The sequence below is a fragment of the Streptomyces sp. DvalAA-14 genome (assembly GCF_900091855.1).
Taxonomy (GTDB): Bacteria; Actinomycetota; Actinomycetes; order Streptomycetales; family Streptomycetaceae; genus Actinacidiphila.
Genome location: NZ_FMCH01000471.1, coordinates 1 through 19,012, shown reverse-complemented (window position 1 = coordinate 19,012; position 19,012 = coordinate 1). Strand labels below are relative to the sequence as shown.

At 71.7% G+C, this 19,012-nt stretch carries 14 protein-coding genes and 1 pseudogene; 5 read left to right on the top strand and 10 right to left on the bottom strand.

The window, feature by feature from the left end:
• Positions 1–331 precede the first annotated feature (331 nt).
• A complete protein-coding gene (locus GA0115240_RS24600; RefSeq protein WP_346267979.1) occupies positions 332–2,776 on the top strand; it encodes a HelD family protein in 2,445 nt (814 codons plus the stop codon).
• A gap of 8 nt (positions 2,777–2,784) precedes the next feature.
• Here GA0115240_RS24600 and GA0115240_RS24595 read toward each other — a convergent pair whose 3' ends face one another.
• From GA0115240_RS24595 to GA0115240_RS24570, 7 genes are all read right to left on the bottom strand, one after another.
• On the bottom strand, positions 2,785–3,723 hold the full coding sequence (locus GA0115240_RS24595) for a hypothetical protein (RefSeq protein WP_161302422.1): 939 nt from the start codon (positions 3,721–3,723) through the stop codon (positions 2,785–2,787).
• Between the two features lie 605 nt (positions 3,724–4,328).
• Positions 4,329–6,608 (bottom strand): catalase, encoded by a 2,280-nt coding sequence (locus GA0115240_RS24590; RefSeq protein WP_093739734.1) that lies wholly within the window; start codon positions 6,606–6,608, stop codon positions 4,329–4,331.
• A gap of 716 nt (positions 6,609–7,324) precedes the next feature.
• On the bottom strand, positions 7,325–8,311 hold the full coding sequence (locus tag GA0115240_RS24585; protein WP_093739732.1) for a septum formation family protein: 987 nt from the start codon (positions 8,309–8,311) through the stop codon (positions 7,325–7,327).
• Positions 8,312–8,558: 247 nt separating this feature from the next.
• Entirely contained in the window at positions 8,559–8,720 is a 162-nt protein-coding gene (locus tag GA0115240_RS37195) for a fascin domain-containing protein (protein WP_161302420.1), read from the bottom strand.
• Complete coding sequence (locus GA0115240_RS24580) at positions 8,702–12,481, bottom strand: glycoside hydrolase family 3 C-terminal domain-containing protein (RefSeq protein WP_202451708.1); 3,780 nt, start codon at positions 12,479–12,481, stop codon at positions 8,702–8,704. Before GA0115240_RS24580 ends, GA0115240_RS37195 begins: the two co-directional genes overlap by 19 nt.
• 435 nt (positions 12,482–12,916) lie before the next feature.
• Positions 12,917–13,327 carry a hypothetical protein gene (locus GA0115240_RS24575; protein WP_093739730.1) on the bottom strand — a complete coding sequence of 137 codons (411 nt, stop codon included), beginning with the start codon at positions 13,325–13,327 and terminating at the stop codon, positions 12,917–12,919.
• On the bottom strand, positions 13,324–13,965 hold the full coding sequence (locus GA0115240_RS24570) for a TetR/AcrR family transcriptional regulator (RefSeq protein ID WP_161302417.1): 642 nt from the start codon (positions 13,963–13,965) through the stop codon (positions 13,324–13,326). Before GA0115240_RS24570 ends, GA0115240_RS24575 begins: the two co-directional genes overlap by 4 nt.
• 173 nt (positions 13,966–14,138) lie before the next feature.
• Here GA0115240_RS24570 and GA0115240_RS24565 point away from each other — a divergent pair, with 173 nt between their 5' ends.
• On the top strand, positions 14,139–14,522 hold the full coding sequence (locus GA0115240_RS24565) for a DUF6233 domain-containing protein (RefSeq protein ID WP_093739726.1): 384 nt from the start codon (positions 14,139–14,141) through the stop codon (positions 14,520–14,522).
• A gap of 96 nt (positions 14,523–14,618) precedes the next feature.
• Here the strand turns inward: GA0115240_RS24565 and GA0115240_RS24560 are convergent, their stop codons facing one another.
• The gene (locus tag GA0115240_RS24560) at positions 14,619–15,440 is read right to left on the bottom strand and encodes a transglycosylase SLT domain-containing protein (RefSeq protein ID WP_237555173.1); all 822 of its coding nucleotides are present in this window, start codon (positions 15,438–15,440) and stop codon (positions 14,619–14,621) included.
• A 392-nt stretch (positions 15,441–15,832) separates the two neighbouring features.
• Between GA0115240_RS24560 and GA0115240_RS24555 the strand changes: the two genes are divergently transcribed.
• The 3 genes from GA0115240_RS24555 (at position 15,833) to GA0115240_RS38575 (ending at position 17,669) form a co-directional block, all read left to right on the top strand.
• On the top strand, positions 15,833–16,432 hold the full coding sequence (locus GA0115240_RS24555; protein WP_093739724.1) for a TetR/AcrR family transcriptional regulator: 600 nt from the start codon (positions 15,833–15,835) through the stop codon (positions 16,430–16,432).
• Between the two features lie 80 nt (positions 16,433–16,512).
• A complete protein-coding gene (locus tag GA0115240_RS38580) occupies positions 16,513–17,238 on the top strand; it encodes an epoxide hydrolase family protein (RefSeq protein WP_237555172.1) in 726 nt (241 codons plus the stop codon).
• A complete protein-coding gene (locus GA0115240_RS38575) occupies positions 17,163–17,669 on the top strand; it encodes an alpha/beta fold hydrolase (RefSeq protein WP_237555171.1) in 507 nt (168 codons plus the stop codon). The genes GA0115240_RS38580 and GA0115240_RS38575 overlap by 76 nt, the downstream gene beginning before the upstream one ends.
• 291 nt (positions 17,670–17,960) lie before the next feature.
• Here GA0115240_RS38575 and GA0115240_RS38570 read toward each other — a convergent pair whose 3' ends face one another.
• Positions 17,961–18,272 (bottom strand): peptidoglycan-binding domain-containing protein, encoded by a 312-nt coding sequence (locus tag GA0115240_RS38570; protein ID WP_256069959.1) that lies wholly within the window; start codon positions 18,270–18,272, stop codon positions 17,961–17,963.
• A 123-nt stretch (positions 18,273–18,395) separates the two neighbouring features.
• Positions 18,396–19,012, bottom strand: a pseudogene (locus GA0115240_RS38565) (lysozyme); the annotation flags it as partial.

Here is a 19,012-nt window from a genome sequence, read left to right as displayed (position 1 = left end):
GGTCGGCTCCGCGCTTCCGGTCGGCCCGCGTGTCGGTCGCGCGACGGGGGAGGGGGCGATAAAAGGGAAGGAGGTACACCCACTCCCTGCCAGTCTCAACGTATACCGGCCCGGGGGGCTTGCGGCAAGACCCGGGTCGTGGCGCAGAATCGTCGGCCGAGGCCGGGGACTGCCAGTATCGGCGTACGTCAGCCGGGCCGCCGAGCGTCCGGCAGCGCCCGGCGCCGGGCCGCACCCCGGCCCGGCGTGTCCGTACACGCCGGCGTGCACCAGCAGTCACCAGCAGTACCGGCTTCCCACGATTCATCCTGTTCAGTCAATGGAGCGCGCCTTGGTCCCCACGTCATCGTCCTCATCGCAACCCGATCCCGCCGCCCGGAGCGGCGCCGGCGACGCGACGATCCGGGACGACCACAGCCCCCGGCCGTCCGACGGCTGGCGGACCGGAGAGCTGCGGGCGGAGAACGCGTACGTCGGCAGGCTGTACGACCGCTTCGAAGCCCAGCGCGAGCTGGCCACCGCCCGGTTGCGCGAGATCCACCTCCAGGACCGGGGCGGCACGGCGCAGTCCCGGATGGAGCGCGACACACTGGAGATCCACCACACGCGCCGGCTGGCGGAACTGCACGCCGCCGAATCCGGGCTGTGCTTCGGACGGATCGACAGTGCCGGCGGCGAGCGCCGGTACATCGGCCGGATCGCCCTGGCGGACGAGGAGCACGAGCCGCTGCTCACCGACTGGCGGGCCGCGGCCGCCGAGCCGTTCTACCGGGCCACGCCCGCCGCCCCCGGCGGCGTGACGGGGCGCCGGCACCTGCGCAGCAAGGGCCGTACGGTGGTCGACTTCGACGACGACCCCTTCGGCGTGACCGCCCGGGAGGGCCGGGACAGCTCCGAGCTCAGCGGCGAGGCCGCCCTGCTCGCCTCGCTGACGGCGGCCCGGACCGGGCGGATGGGCGACATCGTCAGCACCATCCAGGCCGAGCAGGACCGCATCATCCGGTCCCAGCTCGGCGGGGTACTGGTCGTGCAGGGCGGTCCGGGGACCGGAAAGACCGTCGTCGCCCTGCACCGCGCCGCCTACCTGCTCTACACCCACCGCGACCGGCTGGCCAAACGCGGTGTGCTGGTCATCGGGCCCAACACCACCTTCCTGCGCTACATCGACCAGGTGCTCCCCGCGCTCGGCGAGAGCGAGGTCGTGCTGAGCAGCATCGGCGCGCTCTATCCGGGCGTGACGCCCAGCGGTCCGGACACGCCGGAGGCGGCCGCCGTCAAGGGCGACGCACGGATGGCCGGGGTACTCGCCGCCGCTTTGGACGGGCTCCGGCAGCTGCCGGCCACATCCTGGACCATCACCGTGGGGAGGAGGACGTCCCGCCATGAGGAGATCGAGGTCGGACGGGCGCTGTGCGAGCGGGCCCAGGCCGCCGCGCGGAGATCCGGCGAACCCCACAACGCCGCCCGGTCCGCCCTGGTCGAGCGGCTGTCCTCGGAGCTGGCCCTGCGGATCGCCAAGGAGCGGGGCGGGAACATGGACCTGGACGACGTGGCGAACCTCGCCGACGCGCTGGTCGAGGAGCCCGACGTGCAGGCACTGGCGCAGAAGCTGTGGCCGCTGCTGAGCCCGGAGCAGTTGCTCGGCGGCCTGTTCGGCTCCCCCGAGATGCTGGCGAGGGCCGCGCCCGGCTTCTCCGCGGCCCAACGCGCCGCCCTGCTGCGCGCGGACCCGAGCCGGGACCCGAACGAGGACCTGACCCGGGACCCCGACGAGAACCCGAACCGCGACCGGACCCCGGGGCGGCAGGCCGCCGCCTGGACCACCGAGGACATCCCGCTGCTCGACGAGGCTGCCGAACTGCTCGGCCCGCTCCCCGGCAGCACCGCCTCGCACCGGGCCGAAGCCGCCGCCGAGGCCGAGGAGCGGGAACGGGCGGCGGCCGTGCTGGAGGACTTCGGCGAGGGGCTGATCGAGATCGACGCGGAGATGCTGGTGCGCCAGTACCACGGCGACGCCTCGCTCCGCCCGCTGGCCGAGCGCGCGGCCGAGGACCGCACCTGGGGCTTCGGCCATGTGATCGTGGACGAGGCGCAGGAACTGTCCCCCATGGACTGGCGGCTGCTGACCCGCCGTTGCCCCGGCCGCTCCATGACGATTGTGGGCGACCTGGCGCAGACCGGCGCGCCGGCCGGACTGGGTTCCTGGGGCGAGGCGCTCGACGAGTACACCGCCGGACGCTGGCGTTCGGTGGAACTCACCGTCAACTACCGCACCCCGGCCGAGATCATGCGTGTGGCCGGGGGCGTCCTGCGGGCGGTCGACCCCGCGCTGACCGCCCCGACCGCCGTCCGCAGCGGCGGCGTCCGTCCCTGGAGTCTGCGCATCCCCGACAGCGACCCGGTCCCGGCGCTGCTTGCCGCCGTCGAGAAGGAGATCTCGGCGCTGGACGGCGGCAGGACGGCGATCATCCACGCCCCCGGGTGGCCGGCCGAACTGATCGACGCCCTGGCCCGGTTGGACGGCGTCACCGTCGCCGACGGCCCGTCGGCCCTGGACTCACCCGTGGTGCTGATGACCGCCGCCCAGGCCAAGGGCCTCGAGTTCGACGCCGTCCTCGTCATGGAGCCCGCCGAGATCGTCGCCGCCCACCCCCGCGGCGTGAACGACCTCTATGTGGCTCTCACGCGGGCGACGAAGAGCCTCGGGGTCATCCACAGCCGGGAGCTGCCGGAGATGGTGGCGGGGCTGGAGACCCGCGGCCGGCCCGGACGGTGAGCGCCGGTTCAGCTCGTGGTGGCGGCGCCCCCCTTGGCCGCGCTGACGATGCGCTGGGTGGCATCGGTGACCTGGCCGGCGGGCGGGGCAGACACGTGCACCGCGGTGCCGAAGTCCCCCAGCTGCAAGGTCATGTTCATGCTGAGTGACTTCTGCGAGGTGCCGGAGGACGTCGCCGCGGAACCGCCCAGGGTCACCGCCGCCGACAGCTTCTCCTGACGGACCCGGTGCTGGGCGTCGATCCAGACGTCGACCGGGATCGGCTTGCTGGTGTCCACCCCGGAGGTGGCGAGGATCTTCGGGGAGACGGACACGCGGTAATGGGTGGTGTCCACTCCGCCGACGCGCTCCGAGCCGACCTTGGTGACCCGCTGCGGATGGTCGAGGTAGGCGAGCTGCGCGGAAGCGCTCGGCGCCTGGTTGGACGTGTCACCCACCGTGTGCGGGATCTTCGTGGTGTCGACCTTGATCCACGGCTTGCCGCCACTGAGCTGCTTGGTGCCGGCCGACGGCGGCAGCTTCTCGTACAGCGTGCTGCCCAGCACCCGCATCTCGACCTGCTGCCCGGCAGCGACGACCGTGAACTCCCCGCGGGCCTGCGAGGCCGAGTCGTCCAGAGAGGTCACCCCGCTTCCGTGCACCGTCACGTCCTTGCCGCCCGCCTGGAGCGTCTCGTCCAGCACCATGCGGGCCGACTCGGCGTGCGCGGTGGTGGTCAGGGCCGTCTGCAACGCGGTCCCGTCGCCGCCGGCCTGGCCGCTCGGGGACGGTGCCGCGGTCGACGGGGCCGCCGACGACGGAGAGGGTGACGCAGGCGCCGCGCTGCCTCCGTCGGACGACGAGGACCCGCATCCGGCCAACGCCAGCACCGCCGCCACCGCGACACCCCCGCCCGCCAGGGCGACGGACCTCGAAGTCGTTCCCGTCCTGCGCTGCGTCAATCCCATGTCCCCACTCCTCATCGGGTGCTCCGGCGCCGCACCCCCATCAAGCCCCCTGTCCCGCAAGGCGGTTGACGCGGTGCCGCGATGCTGGCTCGCGTGCCCGCCGAGGGCCGCGCCATGCCGTCCGCAACCGACGCAGAGGCGACCCGAGCACGCAAGTCGGCTCGCACCGCACGAAAGCGGAATGCGGGCGCGGGCCCCCCTTCCGGCCGGATGACCAGGAAGATCACCCGACCCGGAAACGGGAAACCACGGCACCGACCGGCCCAGCGTCCGTCTCGGTCGCACCGCGCAGAACGGCCGGAGCTTGTCCGCCTCGCGGGGTTGGACGCGGGGCCCCTCGCCGGGCGCCGCGATCCACGACCGGGCGATGGCCCACCCCGGCGGAGTTCGCCGACGACGTGGCCGGCGCCGTGCAGGAGACCCGCGCCACGCGCCCGTCGCTCCGGCGACGCGCCGCCGCCCGCAACGCGCCCCGACCCTGCCGCGGGTGCGGGACGGCGTCCTGTCCTGGCAGCAGTAGCGGGGGCCGCCCCGCTCCAGGGCAACACCCGCCCGCGCCCCGCACCCCTCCCGGCGGCGGTCCGGCTCAGCCCGCCGAGCGGGCGTCAGACGGCCTGGGTGAAGCGTTCCCAGGCCCGGTGGTGGGTCAGCAGCTCGGTGACGGCCTGCCGCGTCGCGTCGGGATCCGCGCCGGAGACCACGCCGGGGGCGTCGGTGGGGATGCCGGCCGCTTCCAGGACCTGGACCCCGCCGGCCCACGCGCCCAGCGGCTTGCCGTGCCGGTACGCCTCGGTGACCATCAGCAGGACCCGCGGATCGAGGCCGGCCCCGGTGGCGAGGTTGTCGTCGACCTTGGCGTCACGCGCGCTGTACGCATCCGCGCCCGGGACCGGCGCCGCCGTGACGAGGATCGCGTCGAACTCGGTGGACCTGGCGGTGGCGAAGGTGCGCTGCACCACCAACGGCTCCCCGTCGGGGCCGAGTTCACCCCCGGTGGGGGCGATCACCAGGGGAACCATGTCCGCGTCCAGGACGGCCTGCCGTACCGCCCGTACGCTGTCCAGTTCGCCGGTGCCGTCGGTCACGATGCCGATGGTCCGGCCGGCCACCGGCCAGGTCCCGCCGAGCTGCGACAGCGCAGGGCTCGCCGCGACCGCGGCCGGCGTGACGGTGGCCTGCGGAGCGGGCAGGCCGAGTCCTTCGGCCACATGCGCGCACAGCCCGGCGTCGATGTTGGCGAGCACCTGCAGCGCCCGTTCCTTGACTGCCTTCTCGTAGCACTTGCCGAGCTCGAAGGTGTAGGCGGCGACGATGTGCTCGCGCTCGACGGGCGTCATGCTCAGCCAGAACAGCCGGGCCTGGCTGAAGTGGTCGTCGAACGAGGCCGCGGCCTCGCGGACCTTGCGGCCGGCCTGGACTTCGGCCGGTACCTCGATGTACGCGCCGGTGTCGGCGCCGGCGAGGAACGGGCAGCCGCCGTCGAGGGAGTTGGGGTGGTAGGGGGCCACACCCCGGTGCACGGCGGTCTGGTGCATGCCGTCGCGGAGCATGTCGTTGACGGGGGTGTGCGTGCGGTTGATGGGCAGCTGGCCGAAGTTGGGGCCGCCCAGCCGGCTGATCTGCGTGTCGAGGTACGAGAAGAGCCGGCCCTGCAGCAGCGGGTCGTTGGTGAGGTCGATGCCGGGCACGAGGTGGCCGACGTGGAAGGCGACCTGCTCGGTCTCGGCGAAGTAGTTCGACGGGTTGGCGTTGAGCGTCATCAGGCCGATCGGCTGGACCCGGGCCAGCTCCTCCGGCACGATCTTGGTCGGGTCGAGCAGATCGATGCCCTCGAACATCTGGTCGTCGGTGTCGGGGAAGGTCTGCACGCCCAGTTCCCACTGCGGGAAGGCGCCGGTTTCGATGGCGTCGGCCAGGTCGCGGCGGTGGAAGTCCGGGTCCATGCCGCTGGTGATCTGGGCCTCCTCCCACACCAGGGAGTGCACGCCGAGCTTCGGCTTCCAGTGGAACTTCACCAGCGTGGTGGCGCCGTCGGCGTTGACCAGCCGGAAGGTGTGGATGCCGAAGCCTTCCATCATCCGGAAGGACCGCGGGATGCCCCGGTCGGACATGTTCCACAGCGTGTGGTGGGTGGCCTCGGTGTGCAGGGTGACGAAGTCCCAGAAGGTGTCGTGGGCGCTCTGGGCCTGCGGGATCTCCCGGTCCGGATGCGGCTTGCCGGCGTGGATGACGTCGGGGAACTTGATGGCGTCCTGGATGAAGAACACCGGGATGTTGTTGCCGACCAGGTCGAAGACGCCCTCGGACGTGTAGAACTTCGTCGCGAAGCCCCGGGTGTCGCGCACGGTGTCGGCGGAGCCGCGCGAACCGAGCACGGTGGAGAAGCGCACGAAGACCGGGGTCTCGACGTCCTTGCCGAGGAAGGAGGCCATGCTGATCTGCCCGGCGGTGCCGTAGCCGGTGAACACGCCGTGGGCGGCGGCCCCGCGGGCGTGCACGACCCGCTCGGGGATGCGCTCGTGGTCGAAGTGGGTGATCTTCTCCCGCAGGTGGTGGTCCTGGAGCAGCACCGGCCCCCGGGGGCCGGCCTTCAGCGAGTGGTCGGTGTCGTAGAGCCGGGCGCCCTGGGCGGTGGTGAGCCATTTCCCGCCCTGCGCGACCTCCTTCTGCGGAGTACGGGTCGGCTGCCCGGTCGGACTGTGCGTTTCCGGCCCGCGCTGGTCGGGCTTGGGCGGCAGCGGGCCGCGCGGATCGGTCGGCTCGTCGACCTGGGGTGCCTCCGAGCCGGGCGCGCCCGGGATCACACCGGGCCGCCGCAGGGCTCCCTCCACCGTCTCGGCGACTTTGTCGGCGGCGGCAGCCACGGGATTCTTCTTCTCCGTCACTTCGGTTCCGATCCTTCGATGCGAGAGAACTGCGGGGGCACAGTCGCGGCCAGGACGCGGGCGGCGTGTCGCTGGGCCCGCGCTCGCCCGATACCCGGCCGGCCCCGGCAGGCCGCCGTCCCCGGGGCCATCCGGACCGGAATTTCACCCCGACGAGCCACCGCGGGCGTTCCCGCCACCCCGGGCGCACCTCGAGCCCACCGAAGCGCACCGAAGGCCGGCCAGGCCGGCCGCTCCCGTTCAGCCCGGGCGGGACCCCGGTGCGGCAGCAGCCGGGGAACGGGCGCCGCCGCCTTTCCCGGAGCGGAAGTCCCGGCGGTCCGGCGGGCCCGGGTGTCCCGGAGATCCCGGGGGCCGTATGACGGGCGCTGCGCAGACGCTGATCCGCCAGGCCGAGCACGAGTCGCCCGGTTGCTGTCCGACAAGCTTCGGGCCGGCGGCTTCGAGATCACCCCGGGCGTCGCCGGGATGCCCACGGCCTTCCTGGGCCGGGGCGGCGCCGGCCGCCGGCCGACCGTGGCGTTCCTGCGGGAGTACGACGCGCTGCCGGAGCCGGGACACCCCTGCGGGCACCACCTCGTCGCGGCGGCCGGTCTGGGGGCGGCGCCGGCCACCCGTGCGGTCATGGGCGAACACGGCGCCGTGCTGGCGGTGGGATCACCGGCCGAGGACGGGCGGCCGGGTGGACGGGCGGGTGGCGCCGGTGCTCGGCCGGATCAGACGGACAGGTGCGGGTCGCCGTTGGCGTCGGCCAGGCCGAGACCGCGGCGGACGGCGGCCGCCTCCGCCTCCGCACCGGTTCCGACGACTCCGGCGGCCGCCACATACCGGTCGGTTCCCTCCGGGTCCGGGGCCAGCGCGGCCTTGCGCCAGTCCGCCGCGGCCTGGTCCACGCCGGCTTCGAGCCGGGCCACCGGTCCCGCCGACGCCGGCGGCCAGGAGCGGGCGCGCAGGGCGTGCTCCCGGGCGAGCCCCGCGGCGGCCATCACGGAGGCGTACCGCCGCCAGGCCGCCAGGTCGGTGGTGGGACGGACACTGTCGGGCTTTTGGAGTTCGGTCAGGTAGTAGGCGTTCTCGGCCGCGAGATACGCGGCCTGATCCGGTGTCAGGGCGGAGGTGTCCTGGTGGATCGATCCGACCGTCGCGGTGGACTGACCCCGCTGGACGAAGCAGACCACCGTGCGGACCGCGCCCGACGTCCAGCCGGATGCGGTCGGCACGTAGTACCGCGACCTCGCGTCGCCGGGCAGACGCCAGGAGTCCGGCGCGTAGGCCGCGAGCAGCCGCGCGCACTCGGTACCGGCCCGCCGCTCCATGACCGCCGCGCCCGGATAGGTCTTCCAGGTCGGCGAGGAGTCCCAGCGCCCGGTGACCTCGCCCTTGTGCGGCCGTCCGCAGCCCACCGTCCGCGCCTTGGCTACAATGCCGCCGCCGCTGAGATCCACCACCGAGCCGCCGGTGGTGAAGCACTGCCGGGCCTGCAGCTCGGCGGCGTTGCCGCCGGGGCCGTCGAACACGGAGGCGGCGATCAGTCCGCCGACCACCGCGACGGTGACGACGGTGTTCACCGCGATTCCCAGCCGGGCCTTCGTCCGTCCCGTTTCCCCGCTCCACTTGATCTCGCGCAGCGCCCGGCGCCCGGCGAGGATCCCGACCCCCGGCACCCAGGCCCACTTCACCGCGGTGACGGCACTTCTGTTCATCGACGGCGTCGACGGGTCCACGATGTTCGCCCCCCCGGGCACGGCCCCCGCCGCGCGGCAAGGCGGGGGTGTTGGCAGGAAAGACCGTCCGCGTGCGGTGCGGCGGTGCTGGCGCACAGTCAATCACCTTGATCGGACAGCCGGCCGCCCGCCGGTCCCGGACCGCCGCGCCGCGACCGGTCCCGGCGGATGCGGGCCGGCTCGCCCCGCATCCGCCGGAAGGTGGGGCGGCGCCGCCCCGGGCACGTCAGTCGAAGATCAGGTCGAATTCCTCCCAGAGGCCGATCGAGGTGCGGTTGGCGATCAGGGGTGAGGTGCCGGTGTTGTCCGCGGTGACGATGTCGCTGTTGGCGTGGGAGCGGAAGGACACGCTGCCGTCGGAGTTGGAGATCAGGTCGAACTCTCCCACGGGCCGATCGAGGTCCGGTTGGCGATCAGCGGCGAGGCCCCCGCGTTGTCCGCGGTGACGATGTCGTTGTTGGCGTGCGCGCGCAGACTGATCACCGTGGAGGCCGACGGCGTGGAGACGCCCATCGCGAAGATGTGCAGGGCGATGGTGTTCTGCGCCGCGTTCGGACTGACGTTGGGCAGCACCACGGCCTGCACGGTCTTGCCCGGCTGGAGTGGCGCGGAGGCGTAGTACATGTTGACGGCCTGGGTCTGCTTGCCGCCGGAGTTGTTGAGATACGGGAGCCCGGCGGCGACATCGGTGCCCTGCGTCGGCGAGGTGGACCACCAGTCGGAGAACGCCAGCGCGTAGGTCTGCGTGGTGCCGTCGGTGTAGATGATCGTGCCGCTGCCCGAAGCCGTGCCGTACGCGGCCGAGCCCAGCACCGACAGTGTGCTGCCGGACCCGGACAGCGGGACGGTCTGGCCGCCGGCCACGATGTTGTCGGGTGTGCCGGCCGCGACGTTCGGCCAGGTGATGGCGGCCCCGTCGTGGTGGAACACCGCCCCGGGACTCAGTCCGGCCGCCGCGAGGGCCTGCGCGGAGTAGCCGGCGCCGCCGCCGTCGAAGTTTCCGGCGGACGGGTTGGTGTCGCTGCTGATCCCGGTGTTGTCGAACGCGGCGTTGAACGACGGGTAGGCGATGTTGATCGTGCCGCTGTCCGTGTAGGGTCCGGCGCCGGTGAGCGTCGCCTGCGCGGACAGCGGGAAGCCGCCGGGAGCCGCCCCGGACGGTGCGGTCAGGTGCCAGGTGGTACGGACGGTCTGGCCGCCGGCGACCGTGGCGAAGGAGGTCGCGGTCGTCGCCTGCGCGGTCCAGCCGCTCGGGGCGGTGATCGCGAGGTTGACGTTGCTCTCCGCCGTGGTGCCGCCGTTGACGAACGAGGTGGTCGCGGTCACGGTGCCGCCCGCGGTGATCAGCACCGGAGCGGCGAGGGTGAGCGCGTGCCGCACCACGATCGGGGCGGATCCGCTCACCCCGTTCACCGTCACCGTGATGGTGGCGGTTCCGTCGCCGACCGCCTTGACCAGGCCGGCGCTGCTGACCGTCGCGACGGAGGGGTCACTGGTGGCATAACTGACCTGGGCGGTGGACAGGTTGGCGAACGACTCGTCGTTGTCGGCGGCCTCGACGATGTTGTCCGCGGTCACGCTCATGTCGCGCCCCTGGGGGACCGAACCCGTACCGGTGGTGTCGTCCTTGATCCACGGGTTCTTGCCCGTCAGGTCAATGGTGTCGCCGGCGTTGTAGACCACGGCCGGCGGCTGCACCGTGACGTACTGGACCTGCGGGGTGATCGCGCCCGTCACGGCCACGTTGACGCTGCTGGCGGTGGTGGCGGCGCTGGAGCCGACCTGGAACTGGTAAGTACCGTCGTAGACCACCGACTTCATGGTGGTCGCGTTCCAGAACGACAGGTCGCTGATCTTGACCGGCAAGGTGATCTGCTGTGAGGCGCCCGGGGCGAGCACAGTGGTCTTCGCGAAGCCTTCGAGCCGCTTCTTCGGCAGTTGCACGCCGGAGACGGTGAACGGGGTCGCGGCATAGAGCTGCGCGACGGACGCACCCGCGGTGGAGCCGGTGTTGGTCACGGTGAAGCTGACGTTCACCGTGCCGTCGGCGGTCGTGGTGGAGTGGTCGACCGTCGCCGGCGAGTAGGCGAACGAGGTGTAGCTCAGCCCGTAGCCGAAGGGGTAGGTGGGCGTCCCGGTGAAGTACTGGTAGGTGCGGCCCAGTCCCGAGGTGTCGGCGGGGGTCAGTCCGTAGTCGGTCATCGCGGGAAGCTGCGAATCGTCCTGGTACCAGGTGAAGTTGAGGTGGCCGCTGGGGTTCTGCTTGCCCAGCACCACGTCCGCGAGGGCGGTGCCCTGGCTTTCGCCGTTGTAGCCGCTGAACAGGACGGCGGGGACCTTGCCCTGGACATCGTCGATCTTCACCGGGCCGTCGGACTGGATGACGAGCGCGGTGTTGGGATTGCCGAGCGCGGTCGCCTGGTTGATCAGGGAGTCGTAGTTGCCCGGCATGGCCAGGCTCGCGCGGTCGGTCCCCTCGGAGCCGTTGGTCAAGTTGGTGCCGACGAAGAGGATCACCAGGTCGGCGTTCTTGACCGCGGCCTGCGTCGCGGCGCTGAGCACGGCGGGCGAGGTCGCGGTGCTGGAGGTGCCGGCAGCGTCGAAGACGACGTTGGCGCTCGGATTCGCCGCCTTGATCGCGGTGGTGAGCCCCTGGACGGCGTTGACCTGCAGGCTGGGTTCGCCGGAGTAGCTGCCGAGGGTGACGGTGTTGGCCATGTCGCCGAGGACGACCACGTTCTTCAGCTTCGAGGCGTTGGCCGGCAGCAGGGGGGCGCCGGTCGAGGTGAGGGCCGAGTTCTTCAGCAGGACCAGCGAGTTGTCGGCCACGGTGGTGGCCAGGGCCTGGTGCGCCGGACTCTGGATCTGCGCCTTGGTCAAGGTCGTGTACCCGACCTTGCCCGCCGGGTCGAACTCACCGGTCTCCATCCGGACGGTGAACACCTTGGTCAGCGCGGTGTCGATGACGCCCTCGCTCAGGATCCCGGCGTCGATGGCCGCCTGGATGTTCGGCGCGGTGTTGTCGAATCCCGCGCAGTTCAGCGCGGTGCCGGCGCGCAACGCGTAGGCCTGGCCGCCGGCCTGCCCGGAGATCTTCGCCCCGGTGGCCGTGTTGGTCCAGGTGGCGCTGCCGCCCTGCTTGTCGGTGCTCCAGCCCGGCGGGGCCCACGCGTGGCCGCTCGGGGGATTTTGGTACGTGGTGCCGACCGCGCCGCAGTCGGAGGTGATGTAGCCGCCGAACCCGTAGGTGCGCTGGGCGAGTTGGTTGACGGTGTAGGTGTCGGCGACCGCCGGCGTCCCGTTGATCGCGTTGTACGACGTCATCAGGCCCGACACATGCGCGTTCTCGATCAGGCTCTTGAACTGGGCGGTGTAGTACTGGCGGATGTCGGTGTCCGACGCGTTGGAACTGATGCCGGTGCGCTGGTTCTCGACGTTGTTGAGCGCGTAGTGCTTGGCGGTGGCGGCGACCTTGAGGTAGCCGGTGGAGGACTGCCCGGTGGGGGAGTTGCCCTCGTAGCCGTTGACGAAGGCGCCCGCCATCTGCCCGACGAGGTACGGGTCCTCGCCGAAGGCCTCGTCGGTGCGGCCCCACCGCGGGTCCCGGTCCAGGTTGACGGTGGGTGCCCAGAACGTCAGCGAGCCGTAGTCGCTCGCCGAGGCGCCGAGATTGTTCTGCCCGGTGCCCCACAGTGACTTGTCGAGCTCACCGCGCACCTCGTCGGATATCGCGGTGGTCTCCTGGTACGTCAGCGACTTGTCCCAGGACATGGAGGAGGCGAAGTTGCTGGGGAAACTGGTGGCGTGCACTCCGCCGGTGACACCGCCGTTGTTGCTGTCGGCGCCGAGGGTGTTGATCCCGTGCTGCCCCTCGCTCCAGTAGGTGTAGCCCTGGACGCCCAGGCGCGGGATCGGCGGCGCGCTGTTGGTGTTCAACTGCGCGACCTTCTCCGGCAGCGTCATCCGCGAGACCAGGTCCGCGGCCCGCTCCGAGAAGCTGTAGGCGGTGTTCAGGTAGATCGGCTGCGAGCTCGCCGCGGGGGCGGCCGCGGGAAGGGGGGCGGTATGCGCCGGAACGCTGACGCCTAACAGGACAGTCGCGCAGGCCGCCAGTAGGACGGACGCGCGCCGGATATTTCGGTTTGCCACCTTGACTCCATCGGTGTGGGGTTCGCGAGTCGGGGCACCGGCGCCCTCCTGCACGACGCCGTTGTCGCCATCGCCGTCCTGGCTGTTCCCGCCGGCAGCCGCCGTCGGCTGGCAGCGTCTCTCCTGACTCAGTGAGCTTGAACGCGCATATGGCCAGATTTGACCGGAACTCTTGACGCAGACTCCCGGCAGATGCTGATGTTGCGTCAGGATTTTACCTAAGTCAATGCCTTGCGAATGATCGACTCCGGTTGCCGGTTTCGGCGGTCCCGCTGGGTTCAATGCTCGCCGGCACCGGATTGTCACCGTGGGTTTTGGCGGCTTCGCCGGCTCCCGGCACGGCGACGGCGGGCCGGGTCCCGCCAGGTCTCGTCTCCGAGATATCAGTCAAACTCGGAGAAACGCAGACGGTCCGGCCGCGCGGTGCGGTCGGCGTCACATCCCCCGGGACGGCCACGGTGCGGCGGGGCTGATCACCGGCAGCCGCCGATTCCTGAGGAACAACGCGACTCCGGCGCCGAACAGGACGAGGCCGGCAGCCAGCAGAATCCACGGGTTGAGCAGGCCCCCGGTGCACGTCTCCCCATTCCTTGAGACATCGCAGTAGGTCCCCGGCCCGTGCCGATTGACATACGTGAGGAGGAACAGCGGCAGGCTCACGGCGGACAGCAGCCCCGGCATGCCCCGCTGGGTGTCCCGGCGGGTGGCGAGCACGACCGTGCCGGCCAGCGGGATCGGCAGGATGAAGGGCCCGATCGTCAGTGCGGTCAGCAGGGCGACCCCGTAAGTGGCGCCGGCCAGCAGCCATCCGGCGAAGAGCAGCCAGTCGCGTCTGTTGCCCGTCATGGTTTCTTCTTTCGCTTGAAGATGTCGAGCAGGGAGGCGATCTTTCCGGCGCGGTCGAACAGGGCCAGCGCGGGCTCGCGTTCCTCTTCGAGGTTGGCCAGCATCTCCAGGCCCAGGTAGAGGGCCACGATGGCGTGGGCGGCTTCCTCGGGCGGCAGCAGCCGGGCGGCGGGGGAACCCGCCAGTGCGTCGCGGACGCTGTCGGCGGCGAAGGTGCGCCACGGCCGGATCCGGGCGGCGACCTCCGGGCGGAGTTCGGGGGTGAACTGGGCGGCGGCGATCATCTCGACCAGCACCGTCACGTGCCCCTGGTCCAGGTCCTCGTCGAAGACCGTCCTGGCGGCCCGGACCAGATCCCTGACGTTCTTGGACTCCGCGACCACGGCCCGGTAGCGCGCGTCGCGAGCAGCGCTGACCGCGTCCAGGGCCTCCAGGTGCAGCTTGGCCACCGAGCCGAAATGGTAGAAGACCAGCGCCTGATTGCAGCCGGCCCGCCGGGCGATCTCCCGCGCGCTGGCCCCGGCGAAACCCACCTCGCGCAGGGCCGCGACAGCTCCTTGGACCAGCGCCGCACGGGTCTGCGCCGAACTGGCGCTCCCGGACGGCCCGACCGACCGCTTGCCACCTGCTCGGGCCACGCCGCACCTTCTCCACTGAGCGATCGGATTGAGCAACCGCTCAAACTCTAGAGCTCGCCGGCGCTCCCGGCAAGAGCCCTGAGACCGGCCGGCTTCGCATTCCACCTGCTGCGGTGGGTCGTCCGACCGTGGCGCCTTCCGCCCGGTCCGCCGGACTGACTAGTATCGAACGTGTGTCCGATAATGCTGATCCGCCCCGCGTCCGCGTCACGCTCCCCGGCGGCACACAGGTCCCGGGGAAGCTGATCCGCTGGCGGCAGGCACCCGCCGGGCAGTGGTGGGCGCAGGTGGTCATTCAGATCCCCGCCGGGGTGGTCGTGCAGATCGCGGACGAGGACTACGCGAGTGTGCCGCGGGAGCCCGCCGCGCCGCAGTTGGTGTTCCGGCCCCTCCGGCACGACGCGCCGGATCGGCGCGCCCTGGAACTGCATGTGGCCGGATGCTGGGGAGCCACCGGCCGGCTCACCCCGACCACTGCGGAGGCCGCCGCCCATTTCGTCAAGCACGGCTGGGCGGTCGCGTGCACGACCTGCCAGCCGCCGATCGCCGCCCCGTGAACGGAAAAGGGCGGCGGGACCTCGAAAGGTCCCGCCGCCCTTTTCTCCGGCGGTGACCGGCTGTGCCGGTCGGATGGGTCGGTCAGCTGCGTTCGATCAGTACGCGGAGTTCACGTTGTCCATCGAGCCGTACCGGGCGGCGGCGTAGTTGCACGCGGCGGTGATGTTGGCGACCGGGTTGTAGATGTTCCACGACGTTCCGGTCACGTGGTAGCGGCTGAAGGTCGGGTTGATCACCTGGAGCAGGCCCTTGGACGGAATTCCGTTCCTGGCGTTGATGTCCCACAGGTTGATCGCGTTCGGGTTGCCGCTCGACTCACGGATGATGTTGCGGTGAATTCCGCTGTAGCTACCGGGTATTCCCTTGGCGTGCATGATGTCCAGCGACTGCCGGATCCAGCCGTCCAGGTTGTTCGGGTAGGTCTTCACGGCCGGCCGGGGCGGCGCGGCGTGGACCTTCTTGACCTGTACGGGGACCGCGTGGGCTGCGGCCTTCGGGGCCGGCTTGACCGGGGCGGGCTTGGCTGGAGCGGGCTTGGGCGCGGCCGGCTTGGTGGCCGCGGGCTTTGCGGCGGCCGTGTGCGCCGCCGGCTTCTTGGCCGTGGCAACCGCCGCGTCCTTGATGGCGGGGTCGGCCGCGGCCTGCTTCTTGGCGTCAGCGGTGTGGATGGCACTCTGCGACGCCATACCGGACCGCGCGTCGAGACTCTTGACATGCTGGCCCGTGGAGACCGAGAACCCGGTCGGGGCACTCGCCGCGCTCGCCGAACCCGCGCCCGCGGTCGCTTCCAGTCCGGTGACTGACAGCACGAGGGCGGTGGCGGCGAGTGCGCCGGCCGTCGTCATCTTCTGCTTCTTCGACAGCCGGTTGAACTTGGAGAACGTGGGGAGCTTGTTCGGGATCGTGGGGAGCTGCATACGAGACTTACCTCTTCCGTTGGCGACCCGTGAATTCTTAGTTGTTTCGAATTCACCGGTCAAAGACCCCGGCTACGAATGTGATTCGTAGCGGGACCCGGAAGGCAGTCGAATACTCCGCGCATCGCGCTCTGCGGTGCGGGCGGCACATACTAAGCAGCCCTGTATGTGATGCACGTCCTATGGATGGAATCACAAGCGGGCGCCCCCGCTGTCGCTCGGTGTAACACCGGAATTGCGTGATGTGGCCGCTTTTCCGGGCCCACCGGGCGCCTCCGTCGCCTCCCTCCTGCCGGCCGTACGGGGCCGGACGGTCGCGTCCACCGCACCGGGCCGCTGGCGGATCACCAGGGGTGTACATCTGTACGCACCACGGGTGTACATTTGTACACATGCCGCACGCCGAACCGCCTCCCCTCCGCTCCGGGACCGGGGCGGGAACCGGCCGCCGCCCGCGCCGGAAGGATCCCGACCGCAAGGAGCGGATCCTCGACGCCGCCCTCGACGTCCTCGCGGAGGACGGCGTCGCCGGCACCACGCACCGGCGCATCGCCGCCCGGGCCGATGTCCCGCTCGGCTCGGTCACCTATCACTTCGCCAGCCTGACCGACCTCCAGGCACAGGCATTCGCGCGCTACGTCGAGGGGCGCTCCGCGGACTTCAGCGACCTGTTCGCGTCGATACGGACGCGGGAGGAGCTGGTCGAGGTGCTGACCGACCTGGTGCGGGAGGGCCCGGCCCGGCGCCGGAGCGCGGTCCTCGGTTTCGAGCTCCACCTGGCGGCGCTGCGTCATCCGGAGCTGCGCGCGCTCACCGAGCGGTGGACCGCGCGGAGCCGTGCGGTCCTGGCCCGTTTCACCGACCCGGACAACGCCGCTCGGCTCGACGCGCTGCTCGAAGGCATGATCATGAACGCCTTGCTCGCCACGGAGCCGGAGCCGCGGGACACCATACGCGCGGCGATCGACCGGACCTTGGGCCCGGCCCTGTGACCGTCCTACCGCCGTTCCGGGGCCGCCCCGGGCAGCACCGCCAGCACTGCCAGCACCGCACCAGGCCCCACGGAGCAGCGATGACCGACAGCCCGCCCCTGATGAACGTCACCGACGCCGAGCTCGACGACTTGCGCTCGCGCCTGCGGAACACCCGCTGGCCGACCGCGTGGCCCACCGAGGGGTGGGCGGCCGGCACCGAGCCCGGCGAACTGCGGCGCCTCGTCGCGTACTGGGCCGACGGCTACGACTGGCGTACGCACGAAGCCGCCGTCAACGCCCTGCCCTCCCATTTCGCGGACATCGACGGGACACCGGTCCACTACCTGCGCTTCGACGGGGAGAGCCCGGGCGCCCTGCCGATCGTGCTGACCCACGGCTGGCCCAGTTCCGTCCTCGAACTGGCCGGTCTCGCACGCAGGCTGGCCACCCCCTCGCAGTTCGGGGGCGCCGCCGAGGACGCCTTCACGGTCATCGTCCCGTCCGTGCCGGGATTCGCGTTCTCGCCGCAGCGGCCCGTGCTGGACGGCCTGCCGACGCACGAGATCTGGCACCGGCTCCTGCACGACCACCTCGGCTTCGAGCGGTACGGGGCCCACGGCGGCGACCTCGGCTCCGGCATCACCTCCCGGCTCGCGGCGGCCACCCCGAGGCGCTGGCGGGCATCCACCTGCTGGCGATCGCCAACCCCACCGGATACGACGCGACGAGCATCACCCCGCAGGAGCAGATGTACCTCGATGCCCTCGCCGCCTGGTCCGCCGACGAGGGCGGCTACATGCACCAGCAGCAGACCCGGCCGTTGACCCTCAGCTACGGCCTGTCCGACTCCCCGGCCGGACTGCTCGCCTGGATCGTCGAGAAGTACCGCGCCTGGAGCGACAGCGGAGGCGATCTGTCCAGCCGCTTCAGTGACGACTTCGTCCTGACCCAGGCATCCCTCTACTGGTTCACCCGCACCATCGCGACCTCGTTCCGGCCGTACTACGAGTACGACCGGGGCCGCGGCCTGCGCCTGGAGCGGGTGGACGTGCCCGCCCGCTCCCGACGGGTGCAGGTGCCCACCGCCGTCGCGGTGTTCCCCGCCGACCTCGTGCAACCGCCCCGCAGCTGGGCCGAGCGCACCTACCACGTCACCCGGTACACCCGCATGCCCCGCGGCGGCCACTTCGCCGCCCACGAGGAGCCCGAACTCCTCGCCGCCGACCTGACGGAGTTCTTCCGCACGGTCCGCTGAGCGGACGGAGCCGACGGCCGGCGGCACGGGCAGCCGAGGGGCCGGACCCGTTCGCCGGGACGGCCGGCGCGGGGCAGCGGGCCGTGCTGGGCCGTGTCTGACAAATCCCGCCTGCCCCGCGACGCCTGGCACGCGCGCTCGCTGCGTTGTCGGGGTCGTCCGAGTAGCCCACTACGAGGACGACCTCCCCCAGCTATCGCTGGGAGGTGCCCCCACCGCCTTGCGATCGCACGCACCAGACGCCGCGGGGCCCCGCCCTGCGGGCGGACGGCGCTATTTGTCAGACACGGCCTAGGAGCCCACCAGCGCCTCCCAGGTGGCGGGGCCGACGATGCCGTCGACGGTGAGGCCGTGCGCGGACTGGTAGGAGCGGACCGCGCTGTCGGTGGCGGGCCCGAAGGCGCCGTCGACGGTCAGGGCCGCGCCGTGCGCGTCGAGTTCGTGCTGCACCGCGGAGACGGCGGATCCGCTGCTGCCCTGCTGGACGGTGACGATCAGCGACCCCCAGGTGGCGGGGCCGACGATGCCGTCGACGGTCAGGCCGTGCGCGGACTGGTAGGAGCGGACCGCCGTATTGGTGGCCGGCCCGAAGGCGCCGTCCACGGTGAGCGCGGATCCGTGCGCGTTGAGCAGGTACTGAACCGCCCGTACCGCTTCACTGGTCTGGCCCTGCTGCACCACCGGCCAGCCGGCGGACGGCGGGGGAGGAGGCGGTGTGCCCCCGGTGCCGCCGGCGAACGCCTGGAGGGCGGCGGCACTGCCGTTGAAGCTGTCCTGGTCGCCGGGGAAGGTGCCGGAGTCGGCGTACTGCCAGATCGTCTGCGCCGACCAGCCGGCTGGCAGCGTTCCCGGGCCGCTGGAGTAACGGGCCACCCACAGCGGGTTGGTGGCGCCGAAGCCGGCGTTGTTGCCGGTGCAGGTGGTCCACCAGTCGGTGGTGGTGTAGATCGTCGGGTAGCGCCCGGTCCTGGCGTGCACCTCGTCGCTGAAGCTCCTGATCCAGGACACCATCGCGCTCTGGCTGAGGCCGTAGCAGGTGGCCCCGTAGGGGTTGTACTCGATGTCGAGGGCGGGCGGCAGGGTCTTGCCGTCGGCCGACCAGCCGCCGCCGTGGCTGACGAAGTAGTCGGCCTGGGCCGCGCCGGAGGAGTTGTCGGGCACCGCGAAGTGGTAGGCGCCCCGGATCAGACCGGCGTTGGCCGACCCGGTGTACTGGTCGCTGAAGTCGGGGCTGACGTAGTCCGTCCCCTCGGTCGCCTTGACGTAGGCGAAGGTGGCGCCCGCGCTGCGGACCGCGGGCCAGTCGACCGTCCCCTGCCAGCCGCTGACATCGAGGCCGGGGA